This window comes from Xenorhabdus miraniensis (genome assembly GCF_002632615.1).
The window spans coordinates 94,923-109,698 of record NZ_NITZ01000012.1 but is presented as its reverse complement, the minus strand read 5'-3'; the positions used below and the strand labels follow the sequence as shown (position 1 = coordinate 109,698).

Below are 14,776 nucleotides of genomic sequence, written 5' to 3'. Positions count from 1 at the left end.
GGTTTAATTATAAATGAAACCATAATAAATATGGAATTCATTCGTGATTTAATCATTTTGTTTTAATGATATTTTAACATTAAATCAATATTTATTTAATGGATAATGATATGTCTGAGAAATTCGTTCAAACCATTTCAAGCGTTAATTATAACAAAGGTGTGTTCTCCCTGTATTTTGTTGGTCAAGATCCTAATCGAATGGCAAATGGCATATTGGCAGAAAGTGATCAGGAATTGCAATTAAAACAAACTATTCATATGCCTGCATCTGGTTTTATGTATATGGTTTCCATGGTAAAAAACATGCTTGAAGATCCCAGAATGGAAGCTGAAATCAATAAACTGATTGCCGCAGGTTTTTTACCTATGCCAGAAATAAATGAATCTGAGGTGCCAGCACAAACTGATGCAGTTGTTGCAGAATCCACTGAGCCTAAAAAGCGCGTAACACGTAATTCAGAAACATCAAAATAATATCAGTACATTCCTAGTCAAGTGGTTGCTCACTTATGATGATCACACATCAATCAGCAACACTGAGTACGACTGAAATACAGGCAATGATTGGTGGGGTAATGTTGCTTTGTCAACATTCCCCTTTGCACCGACGCTATTTGGTTGCTGAGTGGCAACAACGAATCTTGCCGTCATTCCAGCTTAATCAGTTTTGCTATTACGAAGATGAACATAAACGCCCAGTTGCTTTTTGTAATTGGGCTTTTTTGTCTGACAGCAGTCGGGATGCGATTCTTGCGGGAGAGCGGGAAATATCGCTGAAAGACTGGCGTTCTGGTCAGCATATCTTTTTTCCAGAAATGATTGCGCCTTTCGGACATGCCCGTAGCATTGCCCACGATCTCCGTCGCCGGGTATTTGCTGCATGGAAAGGACAAAAAGCCTGCACAGTCAGGGGAACTCTGGATATTCAAAATGACCGCTGTATCCGCAAGGTACAGTGGTTTTCGATTTAACTTCTACTCAGAGATTTATATATGGGAAAACCATTTTGGAGAAGTGTTGAGTACTTCGTTACGGGGAATTACTTCGCCGATGATGGTGATAATGACATCGTAGCCATTGGATTTGGCGGTAACATATATGCTTACGGCGGTGATGATCATATTAAGTTAGGGTCAATTGGTGCCACGGTTTATACAGGCACTGGGCACGATATTGTTGAGGCAGGGGCGGCTTATCTTAAGGTCAATGACACCACTGGGAACTTGACAGTAAAAGGGGGGGCCGGCTATGCAGAAATCAATAAAAGTGACAACGGTAGTATCAACTTTGCCGGTGTAGCGGGTGGGGTGTCGATAGCACACACCGGTAATTATGGCGATATAACATACGCAGGTGGGGCAGCTTATAACGGATTGATCCGTAAGGGATTGAAAGGAAATATCAGGTTCGATGGGGCTGGCGGATACAATACGCTCTGGCATGAAACCAATCAGGGCAATCTGTCTTTTAATGGAGCAGGTGCTGGCAATGTGATCGATCGGACCTGGTTTGACAAATATCAGGGCTCTCAGGGAGATGTGACCTTTAAGGGGGCTGGTGCTGCGAACGTCATTAGCTCCAGAGTCGAAACAGGTAATATTGATTTTACGGGAGGTGGAGCCTATAACCATCTCTCTCGTAAGGGTAAAGTTGGCAACATAACCCTGAAAGGTGCGGCTGCTTATAACCGTATTGAACGTACACGTCAGGCAGATGACGTCTACTCTGAAACCCGGGGGGATATCCGGTTTGAAGGCGGTGGTGGCTACAATAGCCTCTACTCCGATGTTGCACACGGTAATATCTATTTTACGGGTGCAGGTGCCTATAACGAAATTACCCGCAAAGGGTCAGCCAATGACTTTGGCAGCGAAGGGATGGAATATGCCAAGGCTGAAGAGGTTGTGCTGACAAATGCCACTATGAATGGCTCATGGATTGGGCACGATCATCGGGTCACAGGTCTTAAATCGACTCAGGAACCAAACACTTACCTGTTTGCATTTGAGGATGGGACTCACACCAAAATCAACAAGGTTCAGCTCAGAAATGATCCTGAAACTGGCAAGCTGAGATATTTCTCGACAGCCTGGTATAAAGAAGGAAAACATCTTAAGGGGCTGGAAAAACAAGATATCTCTGATCAAAGTGGCTTTAATTCAGTCGATACTGATGGTGCATACACGTTATCAAATCTGACCGTTGAACAACGGAAACAGATAACGGTTTATGCCGTTGAGAAAAAACTGACCGAAAATGAATGGGTGAATTACGGCAATGGTGTTCAGATTGACGCAGCAGATATTACGTTGTCAGACGCGAAAATGGGCGGTTATGCCATTTACCGTGATGGAACTACCGTTGATGTAAAAGCCGTAAAATCTAACCGGATGCCGAACACCTATATTTATGGTAAGCAACTTGGCGAATACACCAAGGTCGTGGTGGTTGAGCTGAGGAACGATCCAAAAACAGGAATACTGCAATATATCGCTCGCCCTTGGTATAAGGAAGGTAACCATACAGCAAATCTGGCGAATGAAGATATATCCTCTGCCAACGGTTACCACTATATGGGAACCGGCAGCTACTCACTGAGTGATCTTCATTACAGCGTTAACGCTGTGCGCACAACATCCGGTCGTGTGCCTGATACGCATGAATACAGTGAGCTTGATCTGTTCAAATCGGCAACGGGCAGCGGTGACAGTTCTGGTGATATTCATTATGCAGGTGCGGGTGGCGGCAACATCATCAAATCCAACGTGACCCGGGGCAATGTTTACTTTTATGGTGCTGGCGGTGCTAATGTTATTGAACATAGCTCTGAGTTGGGTAATACGGAGTTTCGTGGCGCTGGCGGTGCCAATATCCTGACGAGAAAGGGTAAAGGAAATGTACAGGCTGTCATAGGCGGTGGTGTCAATGTCCTGACACATATTGGTGATGGTAAAACTACCGGTATTATGCTGGGCGGTGCCAATATCCTGACGAAAAAGGGTAAAGGAAATGTACAGGCCATCATGGGCGGTGGTGCCAATGTTCTGACACATGTTGGTGATGGCAAAACTACCGGTATTATGCTGGGCGGCGCGAATATCCTGACCAAAGTCGGTGATGGCGATACCACGGGCATTATGTTGGGTCTGGGCAACGCCTTGACTCATGTTGGTGATGGGCAAACGCTGGGCATCATGGGCGCAGCAGGCAACATCTTCACCAAAGTCGGTGACGGTACAACGATTGCGGCCATGGTCGGGGTTGGTAATATTTTCACCCATGTCGGAATGGGCAATGCCTGGGCGCTGATGGGCGGTGCAGGGAATATCTTCACTAAAGTCGGCAACGGCGATGCACTGGCATTGATGCTGGCATTTGGCAATATTTACACCCATATTGGTAACGGCACCAGCGTTGCGTTGATGATCGCCAAAGGCAACATTGCAACCAAAGTGGGTAACGGTGACGCGCTTTCTGCCATGATTGGTAAAGGCAATATCTTTACTCAGATTGGCCATGGTTCCACTTTTGCGGCCATGATTGGCGGTGCAAACGTGCTGACCAAAGTGGGTGATGACCTGACAGCGGCATTAATGGTGGGTAAAGCCAACATTTATACCCATGTCGGAAAAGGAACCAGCATTGGTTTGTTTGCTGGCACGGCCAACATCATGACGAAAGTGGGTGATGGCACAACGCTGTCTGCGATGTTTGGCAAAGCCAATATTATGACCCATGTCGGTAATGGTTTGACGGGGGTACTGGCGTTAGGTAAAGCCAATATTGTAACAAAAGTCGGCAATGACTTTATGGGCGTTGTAGCGGCGGCTGAAGCCAATGTGATGACCCATGTCGGTGATGGCACAACGGCAGCCTTGTTGGCTGGCAAAGGCAATATTCTGACCAAAGTGGGTGAAGGAACCACCGTGGGCCTGCTGATTTCCAAAATCGGCAACATTATGACTCATGTTGGTGATGGCACGACGGTCGGGTTTGCGAAAGGTGAAGCTAACATTATCACCAAAGTGGGTGATGGATTGGGCATCAATGCTGTTTGGGGCAAAGCCAATATCATGACCCATGCTGGTGACGGTGATCGCTATAACTTTGCCAAAGGTGATGCGAACATCATTACCAAAGTGGGTGATGGTCAGGAAGTTACCGTTGTTCAGGGGGAGGCTAACATATTAACCCATGTGGGTGATGGTGATGATTATACAGGTGCCTGGGGTAAAGCCAACGTTATCACCAAAGTGGGGGATGGCCGCAATGTTGTGCTTGCCAAAGGTGATGTCAATCTTGTGACCCAAATCGGTGATGGTGACAGCTTCAACGCGTTGTGGAGCCAAGGCAATGTGGTCACCAAAATCGGTGATGGTATGCAGGTCACGGCAGCCAAAGGTAAGGGCAACATCACGACGACAGTGGGTGATGGGTTAAGCGTGACTGCCGTTCATGGCGATCTGAACGTGAATACCAAAGTCGGTGATGGCGTTTCCGTCAATGTGGCTTGGGGTAAACTCAACGTCAATACCCGCGTGGGTGACGGCCTGAATGTTTCGGTTATGAAAGGCAAGGGTAATGCCAGCATCCGTGTGGGTGATGGCTTGAATATCAATGCGTCTTATGCCCGTAATAACGTGGCGATTCAGGTGGGTAACGGTGATTTCTATAGCCTTGCCGTGGCAGAAAGCAATACCCAAAGCAATAAACTGGATGCGCTGTTTGATAATGTTAAACAAACATTGTTAGGTCATGCGGGCAGTCAGGGGATCAGCTATCTGGTCAATGGCGATGAAGCCAATACATCGGGAACTCATCAAGGGCGCGGAGCCATTAATCTGCCGGAAGTTTCCTCTCTGAATGGCTTTAAGCTGACAGAAATTGATGAAGTCACTTCTGATTTGCAGGGAAGCCTGAAAGCTTCCGTAACGGGCGTTGATACCCCGGACATGGAAGGTATCCAGAATTCACTTGACAGTGATCGGCGGATCACTTCTTCCCAGCCACGCAATCTGATCGTCAATGGTGACTTTGAACAAGGTGCAACGGGTTGGAAATCTACTAATGGCATTGAAGCCAACCACTCTGCTCAGGCATACGGTCTCAGTGTTGAAGGGCATGGTCATATTGTCAGTGAGCTTGATGTCAGCGGTAACACACATATCTATCAGGATATTCAGGATCTGGCAGCGGACGAAGAAATTACCGTTCAGTTCGACTTTGCGAGACGTGCTGGTTGCTCTGATGATAACGGGCTGGAAGTGTGGTGGAATGGCGAGGTTGTTTTTGCAGCCGCCAATGGTAATGTCAAATGGCAAAATAAGGCATTGACCTTAAAGGCCAAAGCGGGCAGCAACCGACTGGCATTTTCTGGAATCGGTTTGAATGATGGTCTGGGCTATGTTCTGGATAATGTTTCTGCAATCTCATTGCCCGGTAAATCAGATAAAATCATTGCTGAGCATATGCAGCAGGACAAAGCTTCACAAAATGCCTTGCAGGATAAAGAAAGAGCGGAAGCTGATAAGCAGCGTCTGACACAGGAAAAAGACAAACAACTGGCGGCAATTGCTGGCACACAGGCACAACTGGAAACGACGGATCTGGATGCCCTGAATGCTAATGGACAGGCGCAACGCGATGCGATCAAGGACGAAGCCCAAGCGGTAACAGATGAGTTGATGGCGAAAGCCAGAGGTCTGGAAGCGCTGGACAGCCATAACACCTATCATGGGGAATCCGGTCAACAATGGCATGATCAGTTTGCCGGTGGATTGTTGGATCGCGTGCAGACCGAATTGGACAAAGCCAGCGAAACTGCGCGAAACCAATTGGATCATTCTCAAAAAGCGGCCACAGCGCGTCTGGGTGATATCAAGGTTGCGATTGCCAAATCAGAAGTCGGTGTACTCAAGGCTGAACAAAACCGCCAACATGCCAAGCAGGATGTTGAAGAAGCCCGTATTCAAGCCAAAGGCAGGGAAAACGAAGCCATCCGCTATCAGCAACAAGCTGAACGTGATGGCAAAAGTTCGAAACTTGATGACAACTATCAGCCGACTCGCACAGGAGTAACAGGTAGTGATCTATCAGGTAAAACTGATGAATCCAACTACTCTGAAGATATTGAAAAAGTAGAAAAATCCAAAAGTCACATTAATCCTGAATCGACGGTTCAGGCTGATGGTGGGTTCAGCGAAGAATTGCAATATCTGGGTGAAGATCTGAACGAACTGGGCAGTCTCAGAGAAGTTTTGGCTCACTTGCCGGTCAATGCAGGAGTGCGTACTAGAAAAGCCTCTGGCGGATCTACCCTGACACCTGTGCATACCGAAACACCCGTCAGTCAACCTGTTAGCCAATCCACTGATACCGTGACCGAATGGGTCAGGAATACGCCGAAAATTTCGGGATTGGATCTGAGTGGCCTGAAAGCGCTAGGTGAAGAACATGCGTTGCCAAAAATGGTTGATATATCTGAAACCGTCTCTGCTACCGTGTCCAGAGCACAGAAAGTGGCTGATATTTACCGTTGGTTGGATAGTGACAACAACCTTGCCACCGAAAAATATATTCCGATGCCGGGATTTGCTCGCGTAGATACCGATATTCCGGATAACGTCAGACAAAAAATGGTGGCCTTTGTTGAGGATTACCTGAATGGAACGGGAAACAGCGTACCAAAAGATCGAATTACCTCGCTGGCGAAACTGTTCGTTGATGCCACAATCGATTATGACTGGGATAAGCGTGTCGAATTTGTTTCAAGACTGGAGAGCTATGGTTATAGCTTCGAACCTGTAAACGGTGATAAAAGCATCGTTTCATTTTGGTCAGGCAGAGACTTTCAACAATACCGTGCTGTTCTTGATGCAGCACAGACTGACGGCAAGAAGGTCGTTTACGATACTGATGTAAAAGGCAATGTTTTTGCCATTGAGTTGAACAAAACACTGATGCGTTGGGGCCGTGTATTCCTCGATTATGACATTGCGGAGGAGAAAGCCCTGCAATCGGCTATTAATGCCTCTGCGAACAGTAATACCGGGTTTTGGAGTTCCCTCTATGCAGCCCAATCACGTGATGATGTTTATGTCATTGCGGAAGGGGGTTTGCGTTTTGGCAACTACTTCTGGAATGTTGAATTGCCGGTATTGCGTCAATTACAGCGTGAAGGATGGGTGGGAGAAATTCGTCTGCTGGATAAGGCTGCCAACGAATATCAAGGCCTGTCACCTGAATCTATTGGCCGCAGATTGACCGAAGCAGGTGTTTCTGTCAAAGCGCGTTTTGATTCACTCAGTCTTGCAGAGCAAGAAAAACTGCTGGTATTGGACCCTGATAAATATAGGCCGGATACGCTGGTTAATCTGGATATCAAAACCAGTGCTATTGACAGCCTGCTGAACCAAGCGCTGCCATTCTATGGGTTGCGTACAGAACGCAACTTGCTGGTGCGTGAGTCCGATGATGATGAAAGCTTTGAAGTTCGTCCGTGGCCGGACAGTAACAGTGACGACTTCAAGACGATCATGGTGGAAGATCCTGATGATTCGGCTCAAATCAAAGCCGTTGAGCGTTTTATCCTTGCTAACTATGACAATTACGACCAACTGCCTGGGGAATTATATCTGGCGGAAGATCGTATTATTTCCCACGATCAGAGACGTACCCGTATCCTGGCTGAAAAAGTGGACGGTAGCTGGAACTATAAACCGAAAACAGACTTAATGTCTGCGGCGGAATTGCAAGACGCTGCTTATGTTAAGGGCAAAATTCGCGGTGACAGCTATAAGAATGTGTTGGATGCCCTTAAGAGCTATGAAAATCTCCTGCAAAGCAGGGAAGATTATAACTTGGAATCGGTAGAAAAACTGACCCACTTGCGTCATCAGGTTGAAGGTTATTTGTTGGGGCACCCGGATTCAGAACGTACACAAGCGCTGAAAAACTTGCTGTCGCAGATCAATGTGCGCATGGAAGAATCATTGGTGCTGGCGGAGCCGACACTGGAAAGTGCGGGCAAAGGCAGTTTCAGCGATCTCTACAGCAAATTGAGCAACGCTAACCTGAAAGACTCCAAGCATCTTTATATTGATGAACAAGGGAATTTTGTTACCCGTGGTAAATCCAATATTCAGATTGCGATGAAAGCAGAGAGCGCAGAAACAGCGGTTGAACAGATCAAAGCTGCCGTGAGCAGAGAATATGGTCAATCGGTGGCAGAAAACGTCTTTGCAACCTTGCAATCCCGTGACTTGTCGAAAGATGGTAAGGGTATTGATGTCTCAGGCTTGAGAAAGATCCATCAGGCAATTGAACAACAATTGTCTCCGGTCAGCGCAACCTTGTTTGTCTGGAAACCGAGTGATCATAGCCGATTGGGGCATGCCGCGCTGCAAATTGGACAGGGGCGCATACAGCTCAATGCGGAAGATGCCGGTGAATTCAATGAGAAAAACTACGTCAGTTGGTGGCCGAAAGGCAGTAAGTCCTCCGATCTTAGTCGCATTTTCAATGTTGCTTCTGAGCGATATCCTGACCTGAGAATACGTTGGCGTGACCTCAGTCAGCCTGCGGCCCAGAATGGGGGGCTGGAACAGGATGTCGCTTCTGAAGAGAACGATCACTTTGGCTTGCGTGATGGTACTTATAAGCTGGAGAAATTTATTGAGAAACTTCAGATAGCCAAAGGGGTTGATGCAAAATTCGCTGAGGTGAGCGAAGCCTTTGCTATGGCTGCACTGGCGAATCCTCATTTGCTGCAATCTGCGGGTGTGCCAGAACATATTTCCCAACCGTTTATACAACAGTGGGAAGAAGGCGGCACTGACATGTTTGAAATCGGGAGAGATTTTGCTGAAGCATTGCGTGCAGCGGCTAAGCAGCAATCTCCTGAATTGGCTGAAAAACGCATTGCTAATGTTATCCGTCAATTTGCTGAACATGAGTTGAACAATATTCGGGACTTCAAAACCAGCGAAGGTGATGAAGGGCGCGTATTCCGTATCAATCTGGCAGGATTGGATGCAGCGGCCATGCAGGCGGAATGGCATAAAATCAGTCAGAACCCGGATGCCCGTTATCAATTGCTGACCGATAACTGTTCGAGTACTGTTGCCAAAGTGCTTAAGGCTGGTGGCGCAGATAAAGTTATCGGCCACACATGGCGACCCAAATTTGGTGTTTGGACACCAACAGAGCTTTTCAATTTTGCACAGGCATTGCAGGAAGCACAGGTTGAGAAAATCGCCAAAAAACCAAATCGCATTGTAGATGAAGATTTGGCGGCGTTGGGTCACTCTGATAACAAAGAGAAGATGCTGGAAAAAGTTGCCATCGATAATGACGGCACACCACCGCGTGACAGAGATCCATTTAACCCACTGGTACGTTTCCTGAATGATGAGCTTTACGGTGAAAAAGAAGATCGCCGTCAGGTGCATAGCAGCACTCAGATAATATTAGATGCGGCAACGACCGACGGCACGGCGGATAAAGTCACATTGCAGGGTGACGCAGGGCGTTTGACGGGTTATTACCATAATGCTGCTCAAAAGAGTCAGGATGAGCAGAACACCGCCAAAAAAGTGGTGCTTTTCATTCATGGTTCCGGTTCATCGGCGGAAGAACAAGCCAGTGCCATGCAGGATAACTACAAAAAACAGGGTGTTGATATGCTGGCGGTGAACATGCGGGGTTATGGCTCCAGCGATGGTCATCCAAGCGAAAAAGGGCTGTATCAGGATGCCCGCACGATGTTCCGCTATTTGGTCAATGATCGCGGTATCAAACCAGAAAATATCATCATTCATGGCTACTCAATGGGTGGTGCGGTTGCGGCGGATCTTGCCCGTTATGCAGAACGTAATGGACAGTCCGTTTCTGGCTTGTTGCTCGACAGGCCAATGCCAAGCATGACCAAAGCGATTACTGCGCATGAAGTGCCAAATCCGGCAGGATTAACAGGCATTCTGGCGAAAGCGGTTAATGGTCAGTTCTCGGTTGAGAAAAACCTGCAAGGGATCTCGAAACAAACGCCAATCATGTTACTGACTGATAGCGAAGGGTTGGGCGACGCAGGGGAAAGAATGCGCGCTAAACTTATCGTGGCAGGTTATCAGGTATCTGGGGAGCATACCTTCTATGGTCATGAGGCCAGTGGCCGATTGATGAATCAGTATGCTGAACAGATTGTTTCAACGCTTTCTGAGCCTCAGCGTGAAAATGGCAGAGTAAAAGCAGGGTTATTGGAAAACATGATTTATACCCTCTTTGATGCGAAATCAGGCAGAAAAGAGTTGGATCAATATTCATTCCATTTCACTCAAGGAAGCTCACTGCTAAGTAACCTTGACAAGCTGGTGCCAGAAATAGGCAATGTACTCCTGACTAATGGAAATCACGTTGAATCGAAAGAATTTCTGGAAGGTGTTTGCTTCGCTTTGTCCGCCCGTTACCTGATAGAAGAGCGGGTGCATGGATTGGGTGGCGGTAAAGCGTATTTGTCGTGGTTGACAGATGCGGTCAAAGCCTACAATGACAACAGCGTGAACAAAAAGAGCGATATCCACTCGGTTGAAACTTCATTGCTTAACCAATATCGCCGCCAAAATATCGGCCCGGCAATTCAAGACTTGCTGTCAATGCAGTATAGCCAGACTCAAGATATGTCCGGTTCATTATCCATGAGGCGGAAAGCCAACCAAGCCTATGGCGGGAAATTGAAAGCCAATGGGTTAACGGGAAACAGGATTGACCAATCGCTGAGTAACGATATTGCCGGCTATGAGTCTGTGATGGAGAAACTGCGTGATGTAGACAAAACGACGTATATGTCCTTTATGTCTGAAGACCATGCTATGGCAGTCGTTGTGCATAAAGGGGAAAATCAAACCATTTGGTCATTCTATGATCCTAACTTTGGTATTAAGTCATTTGATAACTATAAAAACTTCGAACGTTTTATGGACTCTTTCCATAAGGGAATAATGACGGGTTATAAATCCAAGCTTGGTTATACATATGAAACCAGCATGGAAAACAATCAAAGTTTCAATGTTAACTACAATACATTTGAGAAGGGCACCATTACCCAATATGACGGAGTCTGGCAGCAGGCGCGTGCAGGTGAGCAACAGTACGTACTGCGCGCACTGAAAGAACAGGGTAAGACTTTTAAACTGTCTTCAAATGTGACAGGGCGTGTCGTTGATTACCGTGATGATGCCGTGACGCTGGAAGTGACGACAAAGAAAGGTGAAAAAGTTCTGGTTGAGGTTGAAAGTAACAATTTCAAACAGGCGGCTAACCTTGTGCAGTCGAATATCGATAAAGTCATTGCTAACTCGGTAAATGGCAAATTCACACTCAACGTTTCGACAGCGATTGACACGTCAGACGGAATGAAAAAACCGTTGGGTGATGACGCGCTAGAAAGTCATGTTCAAGTGAATAACCAAGACGTTAATTCTTGGGAAAATATTGTAGTCAAACCACAGTCTGAAGGTAGCGATAGCCGCTTTAGTGGCCAGATTATTATCCAGACTGAAAATGACCCGGTTGCAGCAAAAGCAGCGGCAAGTCTGGCAAGCAAACATCCTGATTCCAGCGTGATTGTTCAGCTTGATGCCAATGGTCAATATCGTGTGGTGTATGGTGACGTTGAACAATTGCCATCTGGCAAATTACGTTGGCAGATTGTTGGACATGGACGTGATGAAAACGATATCACACAGAAAAATACGCGTATAAGTGGTTACAGCGCAGATGAACTGGCTTTGAAACTGAAAAAGTTCAGTGCTGATTTCAAACAAACCGGTACACCTGACCATATCAGCCTTGTTGGTTGTTCCTTGATTGGCGACGACAAACGTGAAGGTTTTGCCCGCCGCTTTATTTCGGCACTGGATAGTCAGGGTATCCGTATCACCGTCTCGGCGCGCAGCAGTGACGTTGCGGTAGACAGTGTTGGTCGCAAATACACGAAAGATGCGCAAGATCAGTGGGTTCATAAACTCACGGATAACAAGATTGTGTTGGGTTGGAATGATAAAGGTGAGGTCGAAAGCCATTCTGAGCGAGTCCGCCGTGGTATCTCTGAAAATGACATCGTCTTGTCTCGTGTAGGGCAAACAGATGTTGGCGCAAAAGCGCAAGGTGCTATTGCGGACAATGCAGAGATATTCCATGCGCCAAAACAACGTGATGCGGTGGATAACCATTCAGCGGCGGCATCATCAAACAACCAACTGAGCTATTCCGGCAATATTCAGTTACAAGTTGGTGACGGGGAATTCACTGCCGTTAACTGGGGAACCACCAATGTGGGCATCAAGGTAGGCACGGGGGGCTTTAAGTCTCTGGCTTTTGGTGACAATAACGTGATGGTTCATATTGGCAATGGTGACAGTAAACACAGTGTTGATATTGCTGGTTATCAGGCATTGGAAGGTGCGCAACTGTTTGTGGGTAACCGCAACGTCAGTTTCAACGCAGGACGCAGTAACGATCTGATCGTAATGCTGGAAAAATCCATTCCAACCCCGCCGTTGGTTAACCCATTTGATGGTGCATCCCGTATTTCTGGTGTATTGCAGGACATTGCCGGATCGTTTAACTCACCGGATTGGCTGGCGAAGCAAAATCAGCAATGGACACTGGAAAGTGCGAAGAAATATGTCAGTGATCTGTCTGGCCTCGATTTGACCAGTAGTGTGGATTATAGCACCCTGATTGATCTCGATTCTCAAAATGAACGTAGCAGCCGTGGCCTGAAAAGTGATCTCGAAAGTACACTGAACAAGAAATACAACCAGTGGTTGGGGGGTAATGGCAATACGCCTGAAATGGGTAAAACTAATCGGGCGGAGAAATTCCGTCGGGTGAATGAAAAGCTGGTTTTCAACTTTGCTGTTGGCGGGCAGGGTGCTGATATTCAAGTCACGACGGGGAACTGGAACTTCATGTTTGGTGACAATATCCAGTCAATCCTGGATACCAATCTGGGTTCACTGTTTGGCCTGATGACGCAGGAATATACCTCCACGGGCATGGCAAAAACCACATTTACTTTTAGCCCAACGGATTTGCCACGCCAGATTAAGAACAAACTGTTAGGGAATCTGGCAGGTGTCAGCGCGGATACCACGCTGGCGGATATTTTTGGTGTGGATTATACCTCGAATGGCGGTATTGTTTCCCGTTCAAACGAGCCTGTTAATGGCGTTGCCATTCTGCGTGAAATGCTGGAAATCATCGGTGAATTTAGTGGTGATCAGTTGAAGGCTTTCACTGATCGGGACAAGTTACTCGACAGCCTGAAAGCCGGGTTGAAAATGGGGGCTGACGGCGTGAAATCTTTTGCTGAAAGCCACGGGCTGAAAGCGAAAGCGCCTGATGAAAATCAAGAAGGGCTTGTCACCATTGATGTAAGCGATAAATCTGCTGCGGAAACTAAAGCACCACAGGCAGATCGTGCCTTTGGATTGACTTCCCTGAACCTGCCAAACCTGTTTGCAACTCTCTTCAATCAGGATAAGCAAGCGGAGATGGAATCTCTGGTGGCTAATCTGAAAGAGAACCTGACTGCTGATTTGTTGAATATGCAGGATAAAACCTTCGACTTCTTACGTAATAGTGGTCATCTGCAAGGAGATGGCGATATCCACGTTTCACTGGGTAACTACAACTTTAACTGGGGAGGGGACGGTAAAGATCTCGGCGCTTATCTGGGAGATAACAATAACTTCTGGGGCGGCCGTGGTGATGATGTCTTCTACTCTGTGGGAACCTCCAATATCTTCGCGGGTGGTGCAGGCAATAACACTGGCGTCATGATGGGGCGTGAAAATATGATGTTTGGTGGTGCAGGCAATGACGTTGCTGTATTGGCCGGACGTATCAACTACGCTTACATGGGAGCGGGGGATGATCAGGTGTTTGTCTTTGGCGAAGGTGGCATGGTTGAAGGCGGCAAAGGACGCGATTATATCGTGGCTTCCGGCAATTTTAATCGTATTGATGCCGGAGAAGATCAAGATTACGTCGTCACCATTGGTAACAACAATCAGGCAGATTTGGGTGAGGGTAACGATTTTGCGACGGTATTTGGTAACTATAACCGAATCGACGGCAATGCGGGCAACAATTCTATCAGACTGATGGGTTATCACGCGGTGATCAATGGGGGTACAGGCAATGATCACCTGATTGCTGATGCGGTATCCAAGTTCAGCCAGATTAATGGCGGTGCTGGCGATGACCTGCTGGTACTGGGCGGATATCAGAACCACTTCAAAGGTGGCATGGGCGTTAATCGCTTCGTGGTCAGCGGTAGTGTGATTGATAACGTGGTTGAAGATATCAAACAAGGTGACAAGATTATTTTCAATGATATCAACTGGCAAAACCTGTGGTTCCAACGTAGTGGTTACGATTTGGTTCTGCTGACGCATCGCAATGTCAAAGATACTTCGGCACAAGGGCAGTTTGAAGCAATGGGGTCTGTGACCTTCAATAATTACTTCAATGGCAACCGTGCGGATATTGTTACCCAAATGGGGGATAAAGATGCACAGGGTGAGCGTGAATATACCGCCCTCTCTGCTAATGCAGTGGATTCCTTGGTGCAGGCGATGAGTGGATTTGCGCCTAATATGGGAGACAGCGGATTTTTTGATTCGCTTGATAACCAAACGAAATCCACCATCATAACCGCTTGGTCGGATACGACAAACGGGAAATCAAAACTGGTCTGATGGCTGGATAGA

Annotated in this window: 3 protein-coding genes; all 3 read left to right on the top strand. The window is 47.0% G+C overall.

Going from position 1 to position 14,776, the window contains the following annotated elements; all coding sequences use genetic code 11:
- Positions 1-110: 110 nt before the first annotated feature.
- Genes rtxH through rtxA form a run of 3 tightly spaced genes read left to right on the top strand, consistent with a single transcriptional unit; the run spans position 111 to position 14,764 of the window.
- Positions 111-476, top strand: coding sequence for a protein RtxH (gene rtxH / locus Xmir_RS12740; RefSeq protein WP_099114612.1), 366 nt, complete (start codon positions 111-113; stop codon positions 474-476).
- A 35-nt stretch (positions 477-511) separates the two neighbouring features.
- Positions 512-973: an RTX toxin-activating lysine-acyltransferase RtxC gene (rtxC, locus tag Xmir_RS12735; RefSeq protein ID WP_099114611.1), complete on the top strand. Its 462-nt coding sequence runs from the start codon at positions 512-514 to the stop codon at positions 971-973.
- Positions 974-994: 21 nt separating this feature from the next.
- Positions 995-14,764, top strand: a complete 13,770-nt coding sequence (rtxA, locus tag Xmir_RS12730) for an MARTX multifunctional-autoprocessing repeats-in-toxin holotoxin RtxA (RefSeq protein ID WP_099114610.1) — start codon at positions 995-997, stop codon at positions 14,762-14,764.
- The last annotated feature ends 12 nt before the right edge of the window (positions 14,765-14,776 follow it).

Excerpts from the sequence above, each read along its gene's own strand:
- rtxA (WP_099114610.1), top strand. The coding sequence starts at position 995 with ATGGGAAAACCATTTTGGAGAAGTGTTGAGTACTTCGTTACGGGGAAT.
- rtxC (WP_099114611.1), top strand. The coding sequence starts at position 512 with ATGATGATCACACATCAATCAGCAACACTGAGTACGACTGAAATACAG.
- rtxH (WP_099114612.1), top strand. The coding sequence starts at position 111 with ATGTCTGAGAAATTCGTTCAAACCATTTCAAGCGTTAATTATAACAAA.